At 65.2% G+C, this 24,884-nt stretch carries 23 protein-coding genes; 22 read left to right on the top strand and 1 reads right to left on the bottom strand.

The window, feature by feature from the left end:
• Window positions 1-9: 9 nt before the first annotated feature.
• From AC1RDS_RS10020 to AC1RDS_RS09935, 18 genes are all read left to right on the top strand, one after another.
• The gene (locus AC1RDS_RS10020) at window positions 10-570 is read left to right on the top strand and encodes a sugar transferase (protein WP_492226925.1); all 561 of its coding nucleotides are present in this window, start codon (window positions 10-12) and stop codon (window positions 568-570) included.
• A gap of 13 nt (window positions 571-583) precedes the next feature.
• Window positions 584-1,159, top strand: a complete 576-nt coding sequence (locus AC1RDS_RS10015; protein ID WP_348688839.1) for a NeuD/PglB/VioB family sugar acetyltransferase — start codon at window positions 584-586, stop codon at window positions 1,157-1,159.
• A gap of 11 nt (window positions 1,160-1,170) precedes the next feature.
• On the top strand, window positions 1,171-3,186 hold the full coding sequence (locus tag AC1RDS_RS10010) for a polysaccharide biosynthesis protein (RefSeq protein WP_492226898.1): 2,016 nt from the start codon (window positions 1,171-1,173) through the stop codon (window positions 3,184-3,186).
• A 3-nt stretch (window positions 3,187-3,189) separates the two neighbouring features.
• Complete coding sequence (locus AC1RDS_RS10005) at window positions 3,190-4,335, top strand: hypothetical protein (RefSeq protein WP_492226897.1); 1,146 nt, start codon at window positions 3,190-3,192, stop codon at window positions 4,333-4,335.
• A gap of 60 nt (window positions 4,336-4,395) precedes the next feature.
• Window positions 4,396-5,304, top strand: a complete 909-nt coding sequence (gene argB, locus AC1RDS_RS10000) for an acetylglutamate kinase (RefSeq protein WP_092697586.1) — start codon at window positions 4,396-4,398, stop codon at window positions 5,302-5,304.
• A 155-nt stretch (window positions 5,305-5,459) separates the two neighbouring features.
• The gene (locus AC1RDS_RS09995; RefSeq protein ID WP_092697587.1) at window positions 5,460-6,152 is read left to right on the top strand and encodes a response regulator transcription factor; all 693 of its coding nucleotides are present in this window, start codon (window positions 5,460-5,462) and stop codon (window positions 6,150-6,152) included.
• Window positions 6,153-6,190: 38 nt separating this feature from the next.
• Window positions 6,191-7,636, top strand: a complete 1,446-nt coding sequence (locus AC1RDS_RS09990) for a sensor histidine kinase (RefSeq protein WP_492226896.1) — start codon at window positions 6,191-6,193, stop codon at window positions 7,634-7,636.
• A 182-nt stretch (window positions 7,637-7,818) separates the two neighbouring features.
• A complete protein-coding gene (slmA, locus tag AC1RDS_RS09985; RefSeq protein ID WP_092697589.1) occupies window positions 7,819-8,487 on the top strand; it encodes a nucleoid occlusion factor SlmA in 669 nt (222 codons plus the stop codon).
• A 170-nt stretch (window positions 8,488-8,657) separates the two neighbouring features.
• Window positions 8,658-9,362 (top strand): TetR/AcrR family transcriptional regulator, encoded by a 705-nt coding sequence (locus tag AC1RDS_RS09980; protein ID WP_026436711.1) that lies wholly within the window; start codon window positions 8,658-8,660, stop codon window positions 9,360-9,362.
• 4 nt (window positions 9,363-9,366) lie between these two features.
• A complete protein-coding gene (locus tag AC1RDS_RS09975; protein WP_026436710.1) occupies window positions 9,367-11,163 on the top strand; it encodes an acyl-CoA dehydrogenase C-terminal domain-containing protein in 1,797 nt (598 codons plus the stop codon).
• A 45-nt stretch (window positions 11,164-11,208) separates the two neighbouring features.
• A complete protein-coding gene (locus AC1RDS_RS09970) occupies window positions 11,209-11,643 on the top strand; it encodes a DUF2147 domain-containing protein (RefSeq protein ID WP_034712593.1) in 435 nt (144 codons plus the stop codon).
• Between the two features lie 112 nt (window positions 11,644-11,755).
• Window positions 11,756-14,176, top strand: a complete 2,421-nt coding sequence (locus AC1RDS_RS09965; protein ID WP_492226895.1) for a 3-hydroxyacyl-CoA dehydrogenase/enoyl-CoA hydratase family protein — start codon at window positions 11,756-11,758, stop codon at window positions 14,174-14,176.
• Window positions 14,177-14,184: 8 nt separating this feature from the next.
• A complete protein-coding gene (locus tag AC1RDS_RS09960) occupies window positions 14,185-14,691 on the top strand; it encodes a DUF4442 domain-containing protein (protein WP_092697594.1) in 507 nt (168 codons plus the stop codon).
• Between the two features lie 12 nt (window positions 14,692-14,703).
• The gene (locus AC1RDS_RS09955) at window positions 14,704-15,903 is read left to right on the top strand and encodes an acetyl-CoA C-acyltransferase (protein WP_092697595.1); all 1,200 of its coding nucleotides are present in this window, start codon (window positions 14,704-14,706) and stop codon (window positions 15,901-15,903) included.
• A gap of 480 nt (window positions 15,904-16,383) precedes the next feature.
• Entirely contained in the window at window positions 16,384-17,208 is an 825-nt protein-coding gene (locus AC1RDS_RS09950) for an acyl-CoA thioesterase (protein ID WP_092697596.1), read from the top strand.
• Window positions 17,209-17,259: 51 nt separating this feature from the next.
• A complete protein-coding gene (locus tag AC1RDS_RS09945) occupies window positions 17,260-18,036 on the top strand; it encodes an enoyl-CoA hydratase (RefSeq protein ID WP_092697597.1) in 777 nt (258 codons plus the stop codon).
• A 34-nt stretch (window positions 18,037-18,070) separates the two neighbouring features.
• Window positions 18,071-18,553: a thioesterase family protein gene (locus tag AC1RDS_RS09940; RefSeq protein WP_092697598.1), complete on the top strand. Its 483-nt coding sequence runs from the start codon at window positions 18,071-18,073 to the stop codon at window positions 18,551-18,553.
• 137 nt (window positions 18,554-18,690) lie between these two features.
• Entirely contained in the window at window positions 18,691-19,233 is a 543-nt protein-coding gene (locus AC1RDS_RS09935; RefSeq protein ID WP_092697599.1) for a bactofilin family protein, read from the top strand.
• 11 nt (window positions 19,234-19,244) lie between these two features.
• Here the strand turns inward: AC1RDS_RS09935 and AC1RDS_RS09930 are convergent, their stop codons facing one another.
• The gene (locus tag AC1RDS_RS09930; RefSeq protein ID WP_348683300.1) at window positions 19,245-19,670 is read right to left on the bottom strand and encodes an acyl-CoA thioesterase; all 426 of its coding nucleotides are present in this window, start codon (window positions 19,668-19,670) and stop codon (window positions 19,245-19,247) included.
• A gap of 43 nt (window positions 19,671-19,713) precedes the next feature.
• On the opposite strand from AC1RDS_RS09930, the gene AC1RDS_RS09925 reads away from it, so the two are divergent.
• The 4 genes from AC1RDS_RS09925 (at window position 19,714) to AC1RDS_RS09910 (ending at window position 24,856) form a co-directional block, all read left to right on the top strand.
• Window positions 19,714-21,528 carry an ABCB family ABC transporter ATP-binding protein/permease gene (locus tag AC1RDS_RS09925; RefSeq protein ID WP_492226894.1) on the top strand — a complete coding sequence of 605 codons (1,815 nt, stop codon included), beginning with the start codon at window positions 19,714-19,716 and terminating at the stop codon, window positions 21,526-21,528.
• 190 nt (window positions 21,529-21,718) lie between these two features.
• A complete protein-coding gene (locus AC1RDS_RS09920) occupies window positions 21,719-23,350 on the top strand; it encodes an AMP-binding protein (RefSeq protein ID WP_348683303.1) in 1,632 nt (543 codons plus the stop codon).
• Window positions 23,347-23,808, top strand: a complete 462-nt coding sequence (locus tag AC1RDS_RS09915) for a MaoC/PaaZ C-terminal domain-containing protein (RefSeq protein ID WP_348683305.1) — start codon at window positions 23,347-23,349, stop codon at window positions 23,806-23,808. The genes AC1RDS_RS09920 and AC1RDS_RS09915 overlap by 4 nt, the downstream gene beginning before the upstream one ends.
• A gap of 55 nt (window positions 23,809-23,863) precedes the next feature.
• Window positions 23,864-24,856, top strand: coding sequence for a Bug family tripartite tricarboxylate transporter substrate binding protein (locus AC1RDS_RS09910; protein ID WP_492226893.1), 993 nt, complete (start codon window positions 23,864-23,866; stop codon window positions 24,854-24,856).
• Window positions 24,857-24,884: the final 28 nt, after the last annotated feature.

The raw sequence follows: 24,884 nt of genomic DNA, 5'->3' as shown, positions 1-24,884 counted from the left end.
AAGGTTGATGTGAAAAGAGGGTTTGATTTTTTGCTGGCTTGTGCGGCGGCTGTGATTTTGGCCCTGCCGGTGCTCTTGGTCGCGGTGGCTGTGCGTCTGACTTCGTTCGGCCCGGCTTTGTACTGGTCGGACCGCGTGGGTCGAAACAACAGAATTTTCCGGATGCCCAAGTTCCGCAGCATGCGGGTTGGCACGCCCGCCGTGGCCACGCATCTGCTGGTGGATGCGAACGCGCACCTCACGCCGATTGGCAGCTTCTTGCGCAAGAGCAGTCTGGACGAATTGCCCCAACTTTGGAGCATTCTGGTCGGCGACATGAGCTTTGTCGGTCCCCGGCCTGCGCTTTTTAATCAGCATGACCTGATTGAATTGCGCACGCAGTTGGGTGTGCATGCATTGGTGCCGGGGTTGACGGGCTGGGCGCAAATCAATGGGCGCGACGAGCTGCCCATACCTGACAAGGTGAAGCTGGATGTGGAGTATCTGCAGCGCCAGTCGCTGTGGTTTGATATTCGTATCCTGTGGCTGACGTTCGTGAAGGTCATTCGGCGCGACGGAATCACCCATTGATGGAATGCCTGCAATGAAACGTTTGTTGATCGTGGGAGCCGGTGGCCATGGCCGTTCGGTGGCCGAGGCGGTGCTGGCCGGTGGTGTCTTCACGTTGGCGGGTTTCGTGGACGATGCGGCGCCTGGTTTGGGCCAGGTGTGGGAGTGGCCGGTATTCGGCAGCACGGCTGACCTGGACCGGTGCCGCCCGCATGCAGATGCTGCCATTGTGGCCATAGGCAACAACCGCTTGCGCGAGGAACTGCATCACAGGCTGGGTGCAGCGGGTTTCGAGCTGGCTACGGTGATTCACCCCCAGGCCATGGTGTCGCCCCGGGCGCGCATTGGCGTTGGCAGTGCTGTCATGGCCGGTGCCATTGTCGGAACCGAAGCACAGTTGGGTACTGGCGTTATTGTCAATTGCGGTGCGGTGGTAGACCACCATTGCCAGGTGGAAAACTTTGGCCATTTGGGTGTGAAGGCGGGCATGGCGGGTGGCTCGGTCTTGGGGCATGGCGCCTGGATGCAGGCGGGGGCTGTTCTGGGCTATGGGGTAACGGTGGTGGCCGGGGTGGTGCTGCAACCCGGTCAGGCTGTGGCCGCGAAATAAGAAGTCGAGAAATGCCAATTCATAAATTCATGGTGACTCCATTGCTGGTGCTGCCGCGCCCTGTCAAACGCCTGGTGGTGGTAGCGATCGATCTGGTGCTGTCGTTGCTTTCGGTCTGGGCCGCTTTCTATTTGCGCATCGACCAGACGGGTCTGCCGCAAGCGCAGCAACAGTATGTCTACCTGCTGGCGCCCTTGCTGGCGGTGCCCCTGTTTGTGCGCTTTGGGCTGTACCGCGCCATTTTCCGTTACACCGGCATGGCGGCGCTGTTCACTACAGCCAAGGCTGTGGGGGTCTATGCGGTACTGTTTTTTATTGCCCTGCTGGTGTTGAAGTGGGATGGGGTGCCGCGCAGCGTGGGCCTGATTCAGCCGCTGATTTTTTTGCTGCTGGTAGGGGGCAGCCGGGCGATTGCACGCTATTGGCTGGCGGGTGGCACCCGCAAGGCGCGCCATGCCAAGGGCCGCTTGCTGATCTACGGGGCCGGCGATGCGGGGGTCCAGACTGCGTACGCGTTGGGTCTGGCACACCAGTTTGTGCTGCTGGGTTTTATCGACGATGACCAGGCCAAGGCGGGGCGCAGCATCAACGGTGTTGACGTCATCGCACCCGACGAGGTGGCCGATGCCGTGGAGCGCATGGGCGTTACCGATATTTTGCTGGCCATGCCGTCGCTCGACCGCACGCGCCGCAATGAAATCGTTGCCATGTTGCGCAAGCTGCATGTGCACGTGCGCAGCCTGCCCGGCATGGGCGACCTGGCATCGGGCCGGGTGACGATGCAGGATTTTCAGGAGCTCGATGTCGAAGACCTTTTGGGGCGCCCACCCGTGCCGCCCGATTCGTCGTTGCTGGCCAAGAACCTGGCTGGCAAGGTCGTGCTGGTGACCGGCGCCGGCGGCAGCATAGGCAGCGAGCTGTGCCGCCAGATCATTCAAGAGAAACCGCGCCAGCTGGTGCTGGTGGAGCACAACGAGTTTGGCCTTTACTCCATCCACCGCGAGCTGGAGGGTTTGTGCACCGAGCATGCGTTGCCGGTGGACCTGGTTCCGCTGCTCGCCAGCGTCGGCAATTTTGGGCGCCTGAAGGAAATTTGCCACCTGTACCGGCCCGCCACCGTTTACCACGCGGCCGCATACAAGCATGTGCCGCTGGTGGAGAGCAATCCATCCGAGGGGGTATTGAACAATGTGTTCGGCACCTTGAACATGGCCCGTGCGGCCATGGAAAGCGAAGTGGCCCACTTTGTGCTGGTGTCCACCGACAAGGCCGTGCGCCCCACCAATGTGATGGGGGCCACCAAGCGCATGGCCGAACTGGTGCTGCAGGCGTTGTCGGCCAGCGCCTCGGTGGTTTTTCATCTGCCCGACGGATCGCAAAGCCCCGAGGTTCGCAACCGCACTCTGTTTTCCATGGTGCGCTTCGGCAATGTGCTGGGCAGCAGCGGCAGCGTGGTGCCCCTGTTTCGCAAACAATTGCGCGATGGTGGCCCGTTGACGGTGACGCACGCGGAAGTCACCCGGTACTTCATGACCATTCCCGAGGCCGCCCAGCTGGTGCTGCAGGCCGGTGCCATGGCGCGCGGCGGTGATGTGTTTGTGCTGGACATGGGGCAGCCGGTCAAGATCATGGACTTGGCACGGCGCATGGTGGAGCTGTCGGGCATGACGGTGTGCGACGAAGACCATCCTGGTGGCGACATCGAAATCCGCATCACCGGCCTGCGGCCCGGAGAGAAGCTCTATGAGGAACTGCTCATTAGCGATAATCCCGAAGGCACCGCCCACGCGCGCATCATGAAGGCGCACGAAGACTTCCTGCCCTGGCCGCAACTGGCACCGGTACTGGTGGAAATGCGGCACGCCGCCATACAGAGCGATCAGGAAACCATGAGAAGCATCCTGCTGCAACTGGTGCATGGATACAGCCCCGAATCTTTGCGGGCATCCACCACGGAGAAAGCGAACGGGGCTGCCCCGCAACGGCACACACCCTGTACATCGGGTCAACTGAAAATTTTGGAGTGAAGAATGCGTAAAAAAGTCGTGGCCGTGTTGGTTGCCATGGTGGTTGGTGCGGGTGTTGGAGCGGCTCTGGGCTATGGCCCGCTGCTGCGCTACAAATCCGAGGGCGTGCTCAGCATGGAAATCGGTACGGCGGAATACAAGCGATTTGCGGAATTGGCCGTGGACGGGCACACGGTGCAGCAGTATGTTGGCGTGGTGCCGCCGCCGGGGCTGGATCCATCCCAGGTCGAAAAACTGGTACGTGACATGCCGCGCGGCGAATGGCTTATGCCCGTGCCCAAGGTCAGCAAGGTGGATGCCAAGCAACTGCCGGATATTTTGCTGCAGATCGAACAAGAGCGTGAAAAGCTGCTTCTCAGCAAGGAAGGCAAGGAGGGCAAGGCCTCGGTCTACCTGGGTGTGCAGCTGAGCTATTCGGCACCCGACCCCCACCAGGCCGCCGGTGTGGCGGGCTGGCTGGGGGCGTATTTCAAGGACGTGGCCACGCGCGAGACGGTACGCGACCAGGTTTCCCGCTGGGCGGCGGACAACCGCCAGTTCTCCGACCGCGCGCTGGAGCGCAAGCTCAAGTACGAGTTTGACATCGAGCAGGCGCAGAACCGCGTGGCGGCGTTGAAGAAGGTCATGTCCAGTTATCCCGACGTTGCGCGGCGTGAAAACCAGCAGGTGGTGGATGTGCGAAAGGACAACGAGAAGTTCATGTCGCCCGTGGCACAGCTGGTGGGCGCAGAGTCTGAAATGATCGATATTCGCGAAAAACTCCAGCGACTTGATCGCGAAATGGAGCAACAGGCGTTTGCCAAGGCGCTCATCACAGACGCACAGGCCGCGCTGGGCCAGGCGCGCAGTGGCAGCGAGAGCGTACTCAAGCTGGCCGATGTGATCGTGCGGTTTTCCAAGGAGACCAACACCGAGGCACAGCGGGAAAAACTGTCCTCGCTGGCGGCAGACATGTCGTCCATCAGCGCCCGTTTTCTGTCGCAAGCGCAGTTCATCGCCCAGCCGTCCGTGCCCAGCCGGCCGGAGCGTCCGCGCCCGCTGATGGTGATTGCGCTGGTGGCCGTGCTGGCGGGTGTGCTGGCCGTCTTGTTTGCCTGGCGCGATGCGCTGGTGCAGCTGCTGCGCGAGCCCCAGGGCCCCAAGGCCTGACCGGCCCCATGGATGCGGCACAATTTGTGCCTCATTGTTTTCACCGAATGGCCCGCTTCCATGACCGACCCTTCCCCCGACCCCGACCTGTCCCACATCGGCCCGCGCGACAAGGCTGAAATCCTGGCGCAGGCGCTGCCCTATATCCGCAAGTTCCATGGCAAGACCATGGTCATCAAGTACGGCGGCAATGCCATGACCGACCCCGACCTGCAGGCCGATTTTGCCGAAGACGTGGTGCTGCTCAAGCTGGTGGGCATGAACCCGGTGGTGGTGCACGGGGGCGGCCCGCAGATCGAGACGGCGCTCAACCGCCTGGGCAAGAAGGGCCATTTCATCCAGGGCATGCGTGTGACCGACGCCGAAACCATGGAAGTGGTGGAGTGGGTGCTGGCCGGCGAGGTGCAGCAGGATATCGTGGGCCTGATCAACCAGGCCGGCGGCAAGGCCGTGGGCCTCACCGGGCGCGATGGCGGCATGATCCGCGCGCAAAAGCTCAAGATGGTGGACAGCAAGGACCCGAGCATCGAGCACGACGTGGGCCAGGTGGGCGACATCGTGTCCATCGACCCCAGCGTGGTCAAGGCCCTGCAGGACGATGCCTTCATCCCCGTCATCAGCCCGATCGGCTTTGGCGAAAACAACGAGAGCTACAACATCAACGCCGACGTGGTGGCCAGCAAGCTGGCCACGGTGCTGCAGGCCGAAAAGCTCATGCTGCTGACCAACACCCCCGGCGTGCTGGACAAGGCGGGCCAGCTGCTCACCGACCTCACCGCGCGCGAGATCGATGCCCTGTTTGCCGATGGCACCATTTCAGGCGGCATGCTGCCCAAGATTGCGGGGGCGCTCGATGCCGCCCGGGCCGGCGTGAATGCCGTGCACATCATCGACGGCCGCGTGCCGCACGCCATGCTGCTGGAAATCCTGACCGATCAGGCCTACGGCACCATGATCCGCAGTCATTGAGATGCTCCCCCTGAGTCGCCTTTGGCGCCTTCCCCCTCTCCTTCGGGAGGGGGACGCACCCGGTGGCCTGGCAAAGCCAGTTCCACGGGTGCACTGGCCTTGGCCGCGCCAGTTGCTGGGGCCGGGAGCCGTGCGCGGCCCGGTGGAGCATTGACATGCGCTTGCTGCTGGTCGAAGACGACGTCATGGTGGCCAGCGGCATCAAGCTGGGGCTCACCGATGCCGGCTACGCGGTCGATTGGGTGGGCAGTGGCGAGCGCGCCGAAGAGGTGCTGCGCACCGAGTCTTTCGATGCGGCCATCATCGACATCGGCCTGCCCGCCATGGACGGGCTGGAGCTGACCCGCCGCCTGCGCCGCCCCGGCATGGCCAGCCCCGCGATGCCGGTGCTGATTCTCACGGCCCGCGATGCCCTGCACGACCGGGTGCAGGGGCTCGATTGGGGCGCGGACGATTACATGGTCAAGCCCTTCGAATTGCCCGAGCTGCTGGCGCGGTTGCGCGCCCTGCTGCGCCGCTCGCAGGCCGCCACCACGGCGGTGCTGAGCTTTGGCCCGCTGGCGCTGGACACGGCCGGGCGCCGCGCCAGCATCCGGACGGACGATGCCGAACAGGTGATCGATCTCGGCCCGCGGGAATGGACGGTGCTGGAATACCTGCTCATCCACGCCCCCAAGCCGGCCAGCAAGGACAAGCTGCTGCAGGCGCTGACCGGCTGGGACAAGGAAATCACGCCCAACGCCGTCGAGGTCTATGTGTCGCGGCTGCGCGGCAAGCTGGAGCCGCATGGCGTGGCCCTGCGCTCGATTCGCGGTTTTGGCTACCGGCTGGAATTGCACGCGCAGTAAACCTGGGCTCCACCATGCAGCGGCCCCGACTTCGCGCGATGACTTCCGATCTGCGCAACCGGCTGCTGATGCTGCTGGTGCTGCCCCTGCTGGCGCTGGCGCTGGTGGGTGTCTGGCTCGACTACCGCTCGGCGGACGAGGCCGCAGAGCGGCACGACCAGCGCCTGCTGCGCCTGCTGCCGGCGCTGGCCGATTCCGTACTGGCTCCGCCCATCCGCGACAGCGAACCGCCCTTGCTGCTGCTGGCGCCGCCGGTGGAGGATTTTTTGCGCCAGCACCCAGGCTACGCGGCCTACAGCGTGCGCGACACCTCCGGCCGCCTGTTGCTGGGCGATGCCTGGGTGCAACCTGCCGTGCCCACCACGCAGGCGCCCGAGTTCCACAGCCTGGAATATGGCGGCGTCACCTACCGCGTGGCGGTGCAGCGCGGGCGCACGGGGGCTGGCGAGCTGGTGGTGGCGCTGGCCGATGGGTCCGATCCGCGCCAGCAATGGGCGCAGCAGCTGCTGCTGCGGGTGTTGCTGCCCAACCTGGTGCTGGTGGCGGCGGCGGGGCTGGCCATTCACTGGGCGGTGCGCCGGGCCTTCAAGCCGCTGGTGGACCTGGCCGACGCCGTGGAGCGCCGTTCGCCGCGCGACCTGAGTCCGATTGACGAAGCCGCATCGCCCGCCGAGGTGCGGCCGCTGGTGCGCTCGCTCAACCGCCTGTTCGCCCTGGTGAATGCGCAGGCAGAAGGACAGCGCCGCTTTGTGGCCGATGCGGCCCACCAGCTGCGCACACCGCTGGCCGGCCTGCAGGCCCAGGTGGAGGCATGGGCTATGGTGGCCCGCGCCTCCGTGCCGGCATCCCTGTCGTTGAACTTTGATAAAAAACACCCTCCAGCCCAGGGTGGGCAGGCGCAAGGCGCTATTGTTCTAGGCGTTGAGCAGATCGAAAAGCTGCGCCATGCCACGCGCCGCACCTCGCAGCTGGCGCACCAGTTGCTGGCCCTGTCGCGGGCCGACGCGCGCAGCCTGGATGCCCAGCCGTCCCGGCGCGTGGACCTGAAGGACCTGTGTGAAACCCTGCTCGAATCCTTTCTCGATGCCGCCACCGGCAAGGGGCTGGATCTGGGGCTCGATGTGCAGTCTGCGCACGTCACAGGCCACGACTGGTTGCTGCGCGAGCTGCTCTCCAATCTGGTGGACAACGCCATCAAGTACACGCCGGCTGCCGGAATCGTCACCATTCGCTGCGGCGTGCGCCATGCCATGGGTCTGCCCCGGGTGTTCCTGCAGGTGGAAGACGATGGCCCCGGTGTCCCCGAGGCCGAGCGCGGGCGGGTGATGCAGCGCTTTTACCGCGTGCCCGGCTCGGTGGGCGAGGGCACTGGCCTGGGGCTCGCCATTGCCGATGAGATTGCCCGCGTGCACCATGCGACGCTGACCCTGGGGGCCGGCGCTCAAGGGCGTGGGCTGGTGGTCACGGTGGTGTTTCCGCCCTAGCCGCCGGTTGCCGGCGCCTGAATGGCTGCGCTGCCGCGCCTGCCGGCACCGTGGAATGCCTGTGCGAGAATCATTTCCATACATGATTTACGCACTTGCCCACCCCATGGATTGCCTGCCTTGCGCGCCCCGGTACGTGGGTTGCGTGCACGGGGCCGGTGCCTCCACTTCTTGTTTGCTGCATGTCTGAACCATCGCCCACCTCCGAGCCAGTCAGCGCTGCCGATGCGGGCGACGGCACCGCTGTGCGCAAGCGGCCCAAGCCCGGCGAGCGCCGGGCGCAGATCCTGCAGGCGCTGGCCGGGATGCTGGAGCAGCCCGGGGCCGAGCGCATCACCACGGCGGCGCTGGCGGCGCGCCTGTCGGTCAGCGAGGCGGCCCTGTACCGCCATTTCGCCAGCAAGGCGCAGATGTTCGAGGGCCTGATCGATTTCATCGAGCAGACCGTGTTCACGCGGGTGGCGCAGATCGTCGGGCGCGACCTGGCCGATGGTGGGCAAGCCATTGAAGGCGGTGCCCACCAGGCGGCGCGCGTGGTGGCGCTGCTGCTGCAGTTTGGCGAGCGCAATCCGGGCCTGGTGCGGGTGATGGTGGGCGATGCGCTGGTGCTGGAGCACGAGCGCCTGCAACAGCGCATGAACCAGTTCTTCGAGCGCATCGAATCCTCGCTGCGCCAGTGCCTGCGCGCGGCAGCGGGCACGGCGAACTCCGCCACGCCCACGGTGGACGCCCAGGTGGCGGCCAGTGTGCTGACGGCCTTCACGCTGGGCCGCTTGCAGCGCTATGCCCGTTCGGGTTTTCGGCGGTTGCCAACCGAGCATCTGGACGCTAGTCTTGCGCTGATGCTGTGACGGCATAGGCCGGCAGCCGCAACTTGGCCGTCTCTGGCGGCCACATCGGACAGTGGCGGCCGGTGGCGTGCGAACAACGCCCGCAAAAATAAGCCCAAATCTTTGGTGGGGCTTTGGACGCAGCATCAAAAATGCTGCAAAATAGAACGAACGTTCGTTTTATTTTGCATATGCCCTTACCTACCAACTCCCGTCAGGCCACCCGTATCGCGCGCGCTGCCGGCGGCACGGGCCGCGCCCTGCAAAAAGGCCAGCAAACCAAGGCCGTCATCGTGGAGGCCGCCCTGGGGCTGGCCACCCACATTGGCCTGGAGGGGCTGTCGATTGGTGCGCTGGCAGACATCACCGGCATGAGCAAGTCGGGTGTCTTTGCCCATTTCGGCTCGCGCGAAGAGCTGCAGATCTCGGTCATCCGCGAATACCACACCCGCTTCGAGCAAGAGGTGTTCTACCCGGCCATGAGCGCACCGCGCGGCGTGCCACGCCTGCGGGCCCTGTTCGACAACTGGATGAAGCGCACTTCGATCGAGATCGATTCGGGCTGCATCTACATCAGCGGCGCCATCGAGTTTGGCGACCGTACCGGGCTGGTGCGCGATGCGCTGGTCAATTCGGTGCGAACCTGGCTGGCTGCCATGCAGCGCGCCATCGAGCATTGCAAGGAGCTGGGCCAGCTGCGCGACGAGGTGAGTCCCGAACAGATGCTGTTTGAAATCCACGGCCTCATCCTGGCGCTGCACTACGAAGCGCGCTTCCTGCAAACCCCGGGGGCCATCGATCGCGCCATCACGGGGTTCAACAACATTCTGGCCCGCTGCAGCCAACCGGCTGCGGCCAAGGGCCGCCCCGTTTCCACCCAAACCCCCAAGGAGTAAACCCATGCCTACCTACACGCCGCCCCTGCGCGACATGCAATTCGTCATGCACGAAGTGCTCAAGGTCAGTGATGAATTGAAGGCGCTGCCGCCGCATGCCGACGTGGATGCGGACACCATCAACGCCGTGCTCGAAGAAGGCGGCAAGTTTGCGGCCGAGGTGGCTTTTCCGATCAACATCAGCGGCGACACCGAAGGCTGCACGCTCGACAAGACCACCCATGAAGTGACCACGCCCCAGGGCTTCAAGGAAGCCTACGCCAAGTACGTCGAAGGCGGCTGGGCGGCACTCTCCTGCCACCCAGAGTACGGTGGCCAGGGCCTGCCGTTCGTGGTGAACCAGTGCTTCTACGAGATGATGAACTCGGCCAACCAGGCCTGGACCATGTACCCCGGCCTCTCGCACGGCGCCTACGAATGCCTGCACGCCCACGGCACCGAAGAGCAAAAGAAGATCTACCTGCCCAAGCTGACCAGCGGCGAGTGGACCGGCACCATGTGCCTGACCGAACCCCACTGCGGCACCGACCTGGGCCTGCTGCGCACCAAGGCCGAACCCCAGCCCGATGGCACCTACAAGATCACCGGCGCCAAGATCTTCATCTCGGCCGGCGAGCACGACATGACCCGCAACATCGTGCACCTGGTGCTGGCCCGCCTGCCCGATGCGCCCGCGGGCAGCAAGGGCATCAGCCTGTTCGTGGTGCCCAAGTTCCAGGTGAATGCCGACGGCAGCCTGGGCGAGCGCAACGCGATTTACTGCGGCGGCCTGGAGCACAAGATGGGCATCCACGGCAACGCCACGGCGCAGATCGTGATCGACGGCGCCACCGGCACCCTGGTGGGCCAGCCGCACAAGGGCCTGGCCGCCATGTTCGTGATGATGAACGCCGCCCGCCTGGGCGTTGGCAACCAGTCGCTGGGTTTGACCGAAGTAGCCTTTCAGAACGCGCTGGCCTACGCCAAGGACCGCATTCAGATGCGCAGCCTCTCGGGCACCAAGGCCAAGGACAAGCCGGCCGACCCCATCATCGTGCACCCCGACGTGCGCAAGATGCTGCTCACCGCCAAGGCCTACGCCGAAGGCGCCCGTGCGCTGCAGTGCTTCTGCGCCGTGCTGCTGGACAAGGAACTGAGCCACCCCGATGAGAAGGTGCGCAAGGACTCCGGCGAAATGCTGGCCCTGCTGACCCCCATCGTCAAGGCCTTCATCACCGACAACGGCTTTGAAGCCACCGTGATGTGCCAGCAGGTCTTTGGCGGCCACGGCTACATCAAGGAATGGGGCATGGAGCAGCATGTGCGCGATGCGCGCATCAACATGATCTACGAAGGCACCAACACCATTCAGTCGCTGGACCTGCTGGGCCGCAAGATCCTGGGCAACAACGGCGCCTCGCTCAAGAAGTTTGGCAAGCTGGTGGGCCAGCTGGTGGAGGAAGAGGGCGTCAACGAAAAGATGGCCGAGTTCATCAACCCCATCGCCTACCTCGGCGACCAGATGACCAAGTTCACCACCGAGATCGGTTTCAAGGGCCTGCAGAACCCTGACGAAGTGGGCGCCGCCGCCGTGGACTACCTGCGCGTGGCCGGCCACCTGGTGTTTGGCTATTTCTTCGCCCGCATGGCCCAGGTGGCACTGCGCGAAATCGCCGCCGGCAACACCGACCCGTTCTATGGCGCCAAGCTGCAGACCGCACGCTTTTACTTCGCCAAGCTGTTCCCCGAGACCGCCACGCTCATGCGTACGGCGCGTGCGGGCAGCCAGGTGCTGATGGACACCGACCTGGCCCTGGCCTGACCGGCAGGTGGGGCGGATTTCAAGCCTTTTTGCAATGGAGCCTCTATGTATAAAGCGGTAGCAGCTATTGTGTTGGTAGCGTCTGCGGTGCCCGCATGGGCGCAGATGACGCCCGAGGGCCTGTGGCGCAACATCGACGACAAGACCGGTGAGGCCAAGGCGGAAATCCGCATCCGTGACAACGGTGGCGCACTGTCTGGCGTGCTCGAAAAGCGCCTGGCCAAGGACGCCAAGCCCGACGAGCTGTGCAAGGAATGCAGCGACGACCGCAAGGACAAGCCGCTGCAGGGCCTGGAGATCATCCGCAACGCCAAGAAGGCCGAGGACAAGGATGTGTGGGAAGGCGGCAAGATTCTCGATCCCGAGAACGGCCGCAACTACACGCTGCGCCTGACGCCCATCGAGGGCGGCAAAAAACTCGAAGTGCGCGGCTCCATCGGCCCCTTTGGTCGCACGCAGACCTGGATCCGGGTGCAGTAAACGCCCACGCTCTTAACCCCCGCTCGCCCTGAGCTTGTCGAAGGGCCTGGATGCAAACCCTCGCCACGGCTTCGACAAGCTCAGCCCGAACGGAATTGAAACTCATCAAAATATGTCCAGATTCCAAGTGAAGAAAGTCGCCGTGCTCGGCGCAGGCGTGATGGGCGCGCAGATTGCAGCGCATCTCGTCAACGTCAAGGTGCCGGTGGTGCTGTTCGACCTTCCCGCCAAGGAAGGCGCCAAGAACGGCATCGTCACCCGCGCCATCGACAACCTCAAGAAGCTCAAGCCCGCACCGCTGGGCGTGGCCGACGACGCCGCCCTGATCGGCCAGGCCAACTACGAAGAGCACCTGGAGCAATTGCGCGACTGCGACCTCATCATCGAGGCCATCGCCGAGCGCATGGACTGGAAGCTCGACCTGTACAAGAAGATCGCGCCATTCGTGGCGCCGCACGCCATCGTGGCGTCCAACACCTCGGGCCTGTCGATCACCAAATTGAGCGAGGCGCTGCCCGAGAACATCAAGCCGCGCTTTTGCGGCATCCACTTCTTCAACCCGCCGCGCTACATGACGCTGGTGGAACTGATCGACACCCCCACCACCGCCCCCGAGGTGCTCGACCAGCTCGAAGCCTTCGTGACCAGCGGCCTGGGCAAGGGCGTGGTGCGCGCGCACGACACGCCCAACTTCATCGCCAACCGCGTGGGCATCGCCGGCATGCTGGCCACCATGAAGGAAGTCGAGAATTTCGGCCTGAGCTTTGATGTGGTGGACGACCTCACGGGCAAGAAGCTGGGCCGTGCCAGCAGCGGCACCTTCCGCACCGCCGACGTGGTGGGGCTGGACACCATGGCCCATGTCATCAAGACGCTGCAGGACAACCTGGACGAGAAGAGCGACCCGTTCTACGCCAGCTTTGAAACGCCCGCCGTGCTGAAAAAGCTGCTGGAGCTGGGCCACCTGGGCCAGAAGACCCAGGCCGGTTTCTACAAGAAGGTCGGTCGCGATGTGCTGCGCTTCGAACTGGAGGCGGAAGACTACGTGCCTGGCGGCCAGAAGGCCGACGAGGTGTACGGCCGCATGCTCAAGAAGCCTGCCGCCCAGCGCCTGAAGCTGCTGCGCAATGCCGAAGGCGCGCAGGGCCAGTTCCTGTGGGCGATCCTGCGCAACAGCTTTCACTATGCGGCCGTGCACCTGGGCACCATTGCCGACAACGCCCGCGACGTGGACCAGGCCATGCGCTGGGGCTTCGGCATGCAGCAGGGCCCGTTCGAGCTGTGGCAGGAAGCCGGCTGGCTCGAAGTGGCGAAGATGATCCAGGAAGACATCGATGCCGGCAAGGCATTGAGCCGTGCGCCGTTGCCCGAGTGGGTCTTCAAGGGCCCCGTGGCCGAGGCCGGTGGCGTGCACACCGCGCAAGGCTCGTGGAGTGCATCCGCTGCCAAATTCGTAGCGCGTCGCGCTTTGCCCGTGTACGCCAGGCAGCATTTTCCTGAAAGACTGCTGGGCGAAGCCTTGCCCGACTACAAGACGGCTGGCAAGACGCTGCACGAAGACGACGCCATCCGCCTGTGGACGCTGGACGGCGATGACCGTCCCTCCGGTAGCGGAGTGCTCATCGCCAGCATCAAGACCAAGATGCACGCCATCAGCCCCGACGTGTGCGAGGGCCTGAACCTGGCGGTCGAGATGGCCGAGAAGGACTTCCAGGGCGTGGTCATCTGGTCGGGCGACGAGCCCTTCAGCGTGGGTGCCGACCTGCAGGCCATGCTGCCCGCCTTCATGATCGCCGGCGTGAGCGCGGTCGAAGGGGCAGAGCACGAAATGCAGCAGACCATGCTGCGCCTGCGTTACGCCAACGTGCCCGTGGTCTCTGCCGTGCGCGGCATGGCGCTGGGCGGTGGCTGCGAACTGGCCGTGCACTCGGCCCGCCGCGTGGTGCACATGGAAAGCTACATCGGCCTGGTCGAAGTGGGGGTGGGCCTGGTGCCCGGCGCTGGCGGCCTGACCTACATCGCCCGCCGTGCGGCCGAGAACGCCGAGGCCTCGACCGGCAAGGACTTGCTGCCGTTTCTCACCGAAGGCTTCACCGCCGCCGCCATGGCCAAGGTGGGCACCAGCGCGCTCGAATCGCGCAAGCTGGGCTATGTGCTGCACAGCGACGTGATCGTGCCGCACAAGGACGAGCTGCTGTTCGTGGCCATCAACGAAGCCAAGGCCCTGGCCAGCGGCGGCTGGCGTGCGCCGCACAAGCGCCTGTTTCCCGTGGCGGGCCGCAGCGGCATCGCCACCATCAAGGGCTCGCTGGTCAACATGCGCGATGGCGGCTTCATCAGCCAGCACGACTTCCACATCGCCAGCCTGATCGCCGAAGTGGTGTGCGGCGGCGACGTGGATGCGGGCACGCTGGTGAGCGAGGAGTACCTGATGGCGCTGGAACGCAAGGCGTTCTGCGCGCTCATCGAGCACCCCAAGACGCAGGAGCGCATCCTGGGCATGCTCAACACCGGCAAGCCGGTGAGGAACTGAGCGCCACGATGGACCGCGCACCCAACAAGCTGCAGCGTTCGCTGATGCGCCTGGACGAGGCACCCGCTTTCATGCGCGGCTTTGTGCAGAACATCATCCTGCGCCGTGCCGTGCCCTTCACGGGCACGGCGGGCATCCGCTTCGACACGCTCACGCCCGAGCGTGTCGAAGTGCGCCTCGCCAACGAACACCGGGTGCAAAACCACATCGGTGGCGTGCACGCCTCGGCCATGAACCTGCTGGCCGAAACCGCCACCGGCATGGTGGTGGGCATGAATGTGCGCGACGACTGCACGCCGCTGGCCAAGGAGTTCAGCATGGCGTTCAGGAAGCGCGCCACGGGTGGCCTCAAGGCCGTGGCCACGCTCAGCGCCGAGCAGCGCGCCACCCTGCAGGCCAGCGACCAGGGCGAGGTGCAGGTCGCGGTCACCGTGACCGATGAAGCCGGCGTGGAGCCGGTCGAATGTGTTTTTACGTGGGCCTGGGTTCCAGCCAGCCGCCCCGCCAAGAATTGAAGGAGTTACCCCATGGCCCAACCCATCCAGGAAGCCTACATCGTCGCAGCCACGCGCACGCCCATCGGGCGCTCGCACCGCGGCTTCTTTCGCAACATGCGCCCCGACGATCTGCTGGCCACCACGCTCAAGGCGGCGCTGGCGGCTGCGCCGGGTCTTGACCCGGCAGCGATTGAAGACATCATCTGCGGCTGCGCTATTCCTGAAGCGCAGCAGGGCCTGAACGTGGCGCGCATTGGCGCCGTGCTGGCCGGCCTGCCCGCCAGCGTGGGCGGCATCACCGTCAACCGTTTCTGCGCATCGGGCCTGTCGGCCGTGCAGATGGCCGCCGACCGCATCCGCGTGGGCGAGGCCGAGGTGATGATCGCCGCCGGTGTGGAAAGCATGAGCATGGTGCCCATGATGGGCAACAGCCCCAGCCTGTCGCCCAGCATTTTCGAGCGCGAAGGCGATGTGGGCATTGCCTATGGCATGGGCCTCACGGCCGAGAAAGTGGCGCAGCAGTGGAAGGTGAGCCGCGAAGCGCAGGACGAGTTTGCGCTGCAGTCGCACCTGAAGGCCCTGGCTGCGCAAAAGGCCGGCTACTTTGCCGACGAGATCACGCCCATCGAGGTGACCGACCGCACGGCCAACCTCGAAACCGGCGAGTCCATCGCCACCACCCGCACCGTGAGCCTGGACGAAGGCGCGCGCGCCGACACCTCGCTCGAAGGCCTGGCCAGGCTGCGCACGGTATTCGCTGCGCGCGGCTCGGTCACGGCGGGCAACAGCTCGCAGACCAGCGACGGCGCCGGTGCGCTGATCCTGGCCAGCGAAGCGGCCGTGAAGCGCTTTGGCCTCACGCCACTGGCGCGTTTCGTGAGCTACGCGGCCAAGGGCGTGCCACCGCACATCATGGGGATCGGCCCTATCGAAGCCATTCCGGCCGCACTGCGCTATGCAGGCCTCAAGCACCAGGACATCGACTGGTACGAGCTGAACGAAGCCTTTGCGGCGCAGTCGCTGGCGGTGATGAACACGCTGGGGCTGGATCCAGCCAAGGTGAACCCGATGGGGGGCGCGATTGCGCTGGGGCATCCGCTGGGGGCGACGGGGGCGATCCGGTCGGCGACGGTGGTGCATGCGCTCAAGCGGAACAAGTTGAGGTATGGGATGGTGACGATGTGTGTGGGGATGGGGCAGGGGGCTGCGGGGATTTTTGAGGCTGTTTGATTTGATTTGACTTGACTGGCTACATGCCTGAGATGCCTTCCCCACCCGTTCGGGCTGAGCTTGTCGAAGCCAGGGCTGGTGCGCTGGTTTGGGCGGTGTGCGTTGGTTGAGTGCGGAGGCCGGGTCTCGCCCCGGCGGGCGCCTCACTTTCTTTTGCTTCGCCAAAAGAAAGTAAGCAAAGAAAAGGCGACCCTGCTGTCTGCGGCCCCTTCGGGGCAACCGCCCCGCCGCAGGCGCAGCCAGGAGGGGTTTGAACAACCCAACAGCCACACGGGCCATCGCTGTGCTCGGCCCAGGCTGCGCAGCGCGAGGCGCTTGCGCCCGCGAGGTGGGGCCGAGCGCAGCGAGTTCGAGCGAGACCCGGCCTCCGCCCTCAACCAGGACCAGCCACCCTCAAATACACCACCACAATCCAACCCACCCCCAACCCAGTCCCCTCCACGACCCTCCCTCCGCCCGTTTCGCGGCACACTTGCAGCCATGACCGACCCACACCCATTCGATCAAGCCATACAGCTACACGCCGAAATCCCCGGCCAGTACCAGGGCCAGACCCATGCGGGCTACTGGAACATGGTGGGCCCCTTTGGCGGCATCACCGCAGCCACGTTGCTGCAGGCCGTCATGCAGCACCCGGCGCGGCTGGGCGACCCGTTGTCGCTCACCGTCAACTACGCAGGCGCCCTGGTGGCGGGGCCTTTCACCGTGCAGGCCACGCCGGTGCGCACCAATCGCTCTACCCAGCACTGGACGCTGTCGATCCTGCAGGCCGATGCCGATGGCGCCCAGGTGGTCACCACCACCGCCACCGCCGTGACGGCCGTGCGCCGCGAGACCTGGAGCGCGGGCGATGTGCCCCTGCCCGACGTGCCGCAGCCGGCGGACCTGCCCGCCATTCCGCCGGGCTTTGGTTCGGAGTGGCTCAGCCGCTATGAGATGCGACCCGTGACTGGAACGCTGCCACGCGCCTGGGATGGCAGTGGCGACCACAGCCTGACCCAGCTGTGGATGCGCGATGCACCCCCGCGCCCGCTCGACTTTTGCGCGCTGGCGGCGCTGGCCGATGTGTTCTTTCCCCGTGTCTGGTTGCGCCGTGCGCACCGGGTGCCAGCGGGCACGGTGTCCATCACGGTGTACTTTCACGCCAGCGCCGAGCAGTTGCAGCAAACCGGCATGGGCTACCTGCTGGGCCAGGCGCGCGGGCAGGAGTTTCGCAACGGCTTTTTTGACCAGACCGTGCAGCTGTGGAACGAGGCGGGCACCATGCTGGCCACCAGCCACCAGATCGTTTACTACAAGGAATAAGAAGCGGGCACTGTGTCGCCCTCGTTTCCCCTCACCACCCCCAGACCCACCATGACCGAAGCCACCCAAGACATCCTCGTGCACACCGAAGCGGGCGTGACCACCATCACCTTCAACCGCGTGGACAAGAAAAATTCCATCACCACCGCCATGTATGCCGCCATGGCCGACGCGCTGGCTGCTGCCGAGGCGGACGCCAGCGTGCGCGCCGTGGTGTTCCAGGGCGACGTGGCGGTATTCAGCGCCGGCAATGACATTGGTGATTTTCTGCAGCAGCCGCCCGCCACCCAGGATTCGCCCGTGTTCCGCTTCCTGCGCGGCCTGGCCGCTTTCCCCAAGCCCGTGATTGCAGCGGTCTGCGGCCCGGCGGTGGGCATAGGCACCACCCTGCTGTTCCACTGCGATCTGGTCTATGCGGGCGACAACGCCGCATTCTCCATGCCGTTCGTCAACCTGGGCCTGTGCCCCGAGGCAGCATCGAGCCTGCTGGTGCCGCAGATGCTGGGCTACCACCGCGCTGCCGAAGCCCTGCTGCTGGGCGAACCCTTCATGGCCGAGGCGGCGCTCGAAGTGGGCCTGGTCAACCGCGTGGTGCCCCCCACGGAATGCAATGGCGTGGCACAGGCACAGGCGCGCAAGCTGGCCGCCAAGCCGCTGTCGGCGCTGATCGAGACCAAGCGCCTCATGAAAAAAAGCCAGGCCCCCCAGGTGCTCGCCGTGATGGCCGAAGAAGGCGCCAGCTTTGGCCGCATGCTGCGCGAGCCCGCAGCGCGCGAAGCCTTTGGCGCTTTCATGGAAAAACGCAAGCCCGACTTCAGCCAATGCTGAAACCAGCGCTGCGCCCGCCGCCCCAGGGACACCGATGACAAAAACCATAGCAACACCCGTCGCGTTCGAGCCCGAGTTCATTGCCGGCGTGAAAACCATTTTTGAGGAAAAGATTGTCTTCAACCAGGTGCTGGGCCTCAAGGTGGTCAGTCTCGCGCCCGAGCGTGTGGTGGCCCGCATCGACATGAAGCCCGAACTGGTCGGCCACTTTGCCTACAACCGCATCCACGGCGGCGTGATCAGCGCGGGCCTCGATGCCATGGGCGGCCTGGCCGTGATGGCCGCCATGGGCGCCAAGCACATGGACGAGACGCCCGAACAGCGCCTGCACCGCTTTGCCCGGCTGGGCACCATTGATCTGCGCGTGGACTATCTGCGGCCGGGCATCGGCAGCCATTTCGAGTTGCGCGCCGAGGTGCTGCGCCTGGGCTCGCGCGTGGCCACCACGCGCATGGAGTTTTTGGGGCCCGATGGCGTGCTCATGTCAGCGGCCGCCGCAGCCTATATCGTGTCCTGAACGCGCCCGATCTGGTGTGTCCATGCAAGTGATGCAAGTGCATGCAACCAGCGAACGATTTGGTTACTGATCTTGCGCAAGACGCCAAGGTGCAATGCCCCGGCACTCCTACGATGCCTTCTTTTCAAGGAGATCCGATGGCTGTGCAGAACCCCTTTTTTGGCAAGCGCGAAACTGAAACCTTCCAGCCCCGCCACAACACGGTCACCCCCAGCACCGTGAGCAATGTGTCACCCAGTGCCAGTGCAGCGGTGGCAGCCGCTGCCGCCAAGGCGCCGGCAGAAAGCAGTGGCAGCAAGCTCACCGTGGGCCCCAACATCAAGCTCAAGGGGGTGGAGATCACCGATTGCGACACCCTGGTGGTGGAAGGCACGGTGGAAGCCACCATGGATTCGCGGGTCATCCAGATTGCCGAGCAGGGTGCGTTCCGTGGTTCGGCCGACATCGATATCGCCGAAATCCGCGGCGAGTTCAATGGCACGCTCACCGTGCGCGACAAGCTCGTCGTCTTTGCCACCGGCAAGGTCAGCGGGAAAATCCGCTATGGCAAGCTGGTGGTGGAAGAGGGTGGCCAGCTGTCGGGCGAAATCGAGGTGGGCGTGGGCACCGCCACCAGTGCCCGTCCGGCGGCCGCAGCGCGGCCCATGGACGCACCAGTGCCCGCCGTGGCTCTGGCCTGAACGCAGGGCGTTCAGGTAGGCACCGGCACCGGCACCGGCACCGGGCGCGGCCGGCCGTCGGCGTCGATGGCCACATAGGTCAGGCGCGCTTCGGTCACCTTCAGGTATTGGCCCTGGTCCGAGAAGCGTTCGGCATACACCTCCACCTCTACCGTGATGGAGGTGCGGCCAATGCGCGTGACCGTGGCGAAGAAGGACAGGATGTCGCCCACCCGCACCGGCTGCTTGAAGATGAACTCGTTCACCGCCACGGTCGCCATGCGGCCCTGGATATAGCGCGCGGGCAGCACCGAACCGGCCAGATCGACCTGCGCCATCACCCAGCCGCCGAAGATATCGCCGTTGGCGTTGCTGTCGGCGGGCATGGGAATGACCTTCAGTACCAGTTCATGGCTGGAGGGCAAGGCGGGTGCGGGGAGGTGGGGCAAATCAGGCATGGGCACAATCGGGGTGAATAAGCAACCCCCGGAATTGTCCCTTATGCGCCACCACGGCGATTCTTCCCCCCCTCCTTCTCCGAACGACCCCGCGCACAAACGCTCTGACTGGGCCACGCTCTCACGCCTTCTGCCGTATCTGTGGCAGTACAAGGGGCGCGTCGTTCTGGCCATCGTGTTCATGGTGGGCGCCAAGGTCGCCAATGTGGGCGTGCCGGTGCTGCTCAAGAACCTGGTCGATGCCATGGCGCTCAGGCCCGGCGACCCGGCTGCCGCGCTGGTGGTGCCGGCCGGCTTGCTGCTGGCCTATGGATTGCTGCGCCTGTCCACCTCGCTGTTCACCGAGTTGCGCGAACTGGTGTTCGCCAAGGCCACGCAGGGCGCGGCGCGCTCGATTGCCTTGCAGACCTTCGAGCACCTGCACGCGCTGAGCCTGCGCTTTCACCTGGAGCGCCAGACCGGCGGCATGACGCGCGACATCGAGCGCGGCGTGCGCGGCATCGAGTCGCTGATCTCGTTCACGCTGTTCAACATCGGCGCCACGCTGATTGAAGTGGCCATGGTGCTCACGGTACTGGCCGTCAAGTTCGATGCCTGGTTTGCCTGGATCACGCTGGCTGCGCTGGCCTGCTACATCGCCTTCACGGTGCTGCTGACCGAGTGGCGCACCCAGTTCCGCCGCCAGGCCAACGAGTTCGACTCGGCCGCGCACAGCAAGGCGGTGGATTCGCTGCTCAACTACGAAACCGTCAAATATTTCAACAACGAAAGTTTCGAGGCCCACCGCTACGACGAAAGCCTGCAGCGCCTGCGTGCCGCGCGCCTGAAGGCGCAAAGCTCGCTCTCGCTGCTCAACACCGGCCAGCAGCTCATCATTGCCACGGGCCTGGTGGCCATGCTCTGGCGCGCCACGCAGGGCGTGGTCGATGGCCGCATGACCCTGGGCGACCTGGTCATGGTCAACGCCTTCATGATCCAGCTCTACATCCCGCTCAACTTCCTGGGCGTGATCTACCGCGAGATCAAGCAGAGCCTGACTGACCTGGACAAGATGTTCACCCTCATGGACCGCGAGCGCGAGGTGGCCGATGCCCCCGGCGCGCAGCCGCTCGTGGGGCTGGCACAGCCTACGGTGCGCTTTGAGAATGTGCAGTTTGCCTACGACCCGGCCCGGCCCATTCTCAAAGGCATCAGCTTCGAGATTCCGGCGGGCAAGACGGTGGCGGTGGTCGGCCCTTCGGGTTCGGGCAAGTCCACCCTGGCGCGGCTGCTGTTTCGCTTCTACGACATCCAGCAGGGCCGCATCACCATGGCCGGGCAGGAAATCCGCGACGTCACGCAGGCCAGCCTGCGCCAGGCGATCGGCATCGTGCCGCAGGACACCGTGCTGTTCAACGACACTGTGGCCTACAACATCGCCTACGGCCGCCCCGGCGCCAGCCAGGCCGAGATCGAGGAAGCCGCCCGCGCGGCACGCATCCACGACTTCATCGCCGCCACGCCCAAGGGCTACGCCACCCAGGTGGGCGAGCGCGGCTTGAAGCTGTCGGGCGGTGAAAAACAGCGCGTGGCCATTGCGCGCACCTTGCTGAAAAACCCGCCGGTGCTGATCTTCGACGAGGCCACCAGCGCGCTGGATTCGGCCAACGAACGCGCCATCCAGGCCGAACTGCAAAGCGCCGCGCGCAACCGCACCACGCTGCTCATCGCCCACCGCTTGTCCACCGTGGTCGATGCGCACCAGATCCTGGTGATGGACGCGGGGCAGATCGTCGAGCGCGGCACGCACGGCGAGCTGCTGGCGCTGGACGGGCGCTATGCCAGCATGTGGGCGCTGCAGCAAAGTGGAATGGAGTGACAGTGATGCCTGGTACAAACCCGAATGATTGATGTGAATTAAGCACCAATCCATTGTGATCCGACCGTCTTACTGACGGGGCGCTCTGGTGAAACAATCGAGCCGAGTCGCGATCGATGCTCTCCTTGCACCAAAAAGCACGGGAGCGTGATGGCCCACGAAGCCCGTTGTCCCTGGAGGAGCCCGGATTGTGTCGGATTTACGTTTTTCTCAGTTGATGCAGGCCCGCCTGGCGGCCGACCCGCAGGCTCCGGCCTTTGTGCACGGCGAGGGCGTCACCACGGTGGCGTCGCTGGCGCATCAGGTGCAGTGCATGGCGGCCTGGTTGCGTGCCGCGGGTATCGGTCCCGGGGACCGGGTGGCCGTGTGGCTGGTGAACCGGGTCGAATGGCTGGCGCTGCTGATGGCCGCCGCACGCATCGGCGCCACGGTGGCGGCGGTCAATACCCGCTACCGCCGGGAGGAGGTGGCTCACATTCTGCGCACCAGCGGCGCCCGTCTGCTGGTGACGCAGCTGCCCCATCAACGGCTGGACTTTTTGGCCATCCTGGCAGGCCTGGACCCCGCGCAAGTGCCCGATTTGCAGCAGGTGGCCGTATTGGGCAGCGGCAGCGCCGCGCCTGCTGGCGTGGCCGACCTTGCCGCCGGCCTGGCCTGGCGGCTGGTTCCATTGGACTGGCAGCCATGCGCGCTCGATACCGGGCCGGACGATTCGGACCCCGACGCCACGGTGGTGTTGTTCTCCACCTCGGGAACGACCAAGGCGCCCAAGCTGGTGATGCACCCGCAGCGCACCCTGGTGGACCATGCCTTGCGCTGCACGGCGGCTTACCGCCTGGATGCACCCGGTGCCTGCCTGCTGACCCTGCTGCCGCTGTGCGGCGCTTTTGGCTTGAACAGCACCCTGGCCGCGTTCGCCGCGGGCGCGCCGGTCGTCTTGCCGGCTTTGTTTGAAGCTGACGAGGCCGCGGCCTTGCTGGCACGCCATGCGGTGACGCATTGCTTTGGCAGTGACGAGATGGTGCGCCGCCTGGCGGAAAGCTCGGAGGCGGCGCAGCCTTTTGCGTCGCTGCGCTTCTTTGGCTTTGGTGCCTTCACGTCGAATTTCACCGAAATCGCCCAGGCCTGTTGTGCGCGGGGTATCCCGCTGCACGGCCTGTACGGTTCCAGCGAGGTGCTGGCGGTTTTCTCCGCCCAGGCCGGCGACCTGCCCCTGGCGCAGCGCCTGGAAGGTGGCGGCATGCCCGTGGCCGGGGCGCAGGCGCGCATTCGCATCCGCGACGAGGCCACGGGCCAGTTGCTGCCAAGCGGACAGTCGGGACAGATCGAAATTCAGGCGCCCAGCCTGTTCCAGGGCTACTTCGGCAATCCGGCGGCCACGGAAGAAGCCATGCACGAGGGCTATTTCAAGACCGGCGACCTGGGCCATCTGCGGCCCGATGGCAGCCTGGTGTTCGAGACGCGGCTGGGCGATGCCGTGCGCCTGGGCGGCAACCTGGTCAACCCGGCGGAAATCGAAGAACTCCTGCAGCGCGATCCCGGCGTGCGCGAAGCCCAGGTGGTGGCGGTGCCGATCCAGGGCCAGGACCGCCCCGTGGCCTTCATCGTGCCCGAGCCGGGTGCGGGGCCCGACACGGCGGCCTTGCTGGCCCAGTTGCGCCAGTCGATTGCCAGCTACAAGGTGCCGCAGCGGGTGTGGATGCTGGCGGCCTTTCCGCTGACCCAGGGCGCCAACGGCAACAAGATTTCCCGTGCGCAGTTGCGCCAGATGGCGCAGGAGCGCCTGGCCGCCGAAACCGCCCAGCCCAAGGAGCCCGCATGAACCCCCGTTACTTTGAAGACTTCACCGTGGGCGAGCAGTTCACCAGCTCGGGCCGCACCGTCACCGAAGCCGATCTGACCCTGTTCAACATGATCTCGGGTGACTGGAATCCCATCCACGCAGACGCTGAGTTTGCCGCTGGCACCCGCTTCGGCCAGCGCATCGTCCACGGCGCCTTTGGCGTGGCCTTGCTGACAGGCTTCATGCACCAGATGGGGATTTTCGAGGGCACGGCGGTGGCCATGCTGTCGCTCAAGGAATGGAGCTTCAAGGCCCCCATTCTGATGGGACAGACCCTGCGCCTGCAGCTCACCGTGACCGAGCTGGACCCTGGCAGCAGCGCCCGCATGGGTCGCCTGGGCCGGCATTTGCAGCTGCGCGACCAGCACGGCCAGGTGGTGCAGGAAGGCAGCAGCGATCTGCTCATCCTCAAGCGCCCGCCCACAAGTCACGCCTGATCCCGTCTGATTTCCCGGCCTTGCACGCTTCCCTTTCCCATCCTCAGGAGACAACATGAAAAAACGCCTTTCCACCCTTGCCGCAGTGACCCTGGCCCTGTGCTCCGCCACGGCGGTGACCCAGGCCCACGCCCAGGCCTACCCCAGCAAGCCCGTGACCATCGTCGTGCCGTATTCCGCGGGTGGGCCGGTGGACAACTTCATCCGCGCCCTGGGCCAGCAGCTGTCCGACAGCTGGAAGCAGCCAGTGGTGGTGCTCAACAAGCCGGGCGCCAACGAAATCATTGGCGCCGACCAGGTCGCTAAGAGCGCGCCCGACGGCTACACCCTGTTCGCCGGCACCGAGGCCTCGCTCACCATGGGCCCGCACCTCTACAAAAAGCTGCCCTACAACGTGGAGACCGACCTGGTACCCATCAGCCAGCTGATCAGCTTGCCGCTGATGCTTTTCACCCACAAGAACACCCCGGCCAACACCGTGACCGAGTTTGTCGAGCTGGCCCGCAAGGCCAAGGCCCAGGGCAAGCCGCTGAGCTACGGATCTTCCGGCGCGGGCGGCATTGCTCACCTGCCCATGGTGACTTTTGAAAAGCAGGAAGGTATTTCCATGACCCATGTGCCCTACCGGGGCGCGGCCAACCTGATTCCCGACGTGATCGCTGGCCAGGTGGATGCCGCGGTGCTGGCCGTGTCGGTGATCGAGCAGCATGTGAAGACCGGCGTGCTCAAGCCCCTGGCCGTGTCGTCCGAGACCCGCAGCGCGGCCTTGCCCCAGGTGCCCACTTTCAAGGAGGCGGGCGTCAAGGACATCCACGCCATCTTCAGCATCGGCCTGCTGGCGCCCAAGGGCACCCCGGTGGCGGTGGTGGACAAGGTTGCCGCCAGCGCCAAGGCCATCATCGCCACACCGGACTTTCGCCAGAAAAACATCGATGCCTTCAGCTACGTGCCCGTGGCCTCGACTCCGGTGGAGTTCAAGACCTATCTGAGCAGCAACAGCAAGCTGCAGGCCGAGCGGGTCAAGGCCTCTGGCGTGACGCTGGACTGAGCCCCATCTGTCTTCCCTTCGTTTCCTG

The sequence above is a fragment of the Acidovorax sp. GW823-FHT02H02 genome, from assembly GCF_058797075.1.
Note: the sequence above shows the minus strand (reverse complement) of the source record. Positions and strands in the feature narration are given on the sequence as shown.